Source organism: Anaerotignum faecicola (assembly GCA_024460105.1).
Classification (GTDB): Bacteria; Bacillota; Clostridia; order Lachnospirales; family Anaerotignaceae; genus JANFXS01.
In genome coordinates this window covers 1-396 of sequence record JANFXS010000527.1, presented here as the reverse complement: position 1 = coordinate 396, position 396 = coordinate 1, and the positions used below count along the sequence as shown (strand labels likewise).

Here is a 396-nt window from a genome sequence, read left to right as displayed (position 1 = left end):
AATAAGTGGTTGAATGATCTCCTGTCTTGTCAACGCAAGTTTTGCAGCTTCCGCCGCCTGAGCTTTCTCTTCTCGTAATCTGCATTCCTCCTCAAAATTGAAAAGGATTGATTCGAAAAGATTCCTTAACTTCTCGCTCTGTGAAATGGCCTCAAGTGTTGATGGTTTTTTATCCGATCTGCCTTTACAGTCTTTTACTTCCTGCGCCAGGCAGACCCCATACTGCCGATCCATCTTAAGATATATTTTCCGCAGCACGGTATTTAACGAATCATTCTGCTTCGGATATCTCTTCGCCAGTTCAGTACCTCTTTTATTCATGTTCATTTTCCAGATCATGCACGGGTCCGGCTCCCCTTCCTGTTTTCTGACCGGCCCTGCTGTCTTCTTTTTTTT

1 protein-coding gene is annotated in these 396 nt (G+C 44.2%); it reads right to left on the bottom strand.

What is annotated here, in order from left to right; genetic code table 11:
• A partial coding sequence (locus NE664_15225; GenBank protein MCQ4727983.1) for a hypothetical protein occupies nt 1–396 on the bottom strand: 396 nt, incomplete at both ends.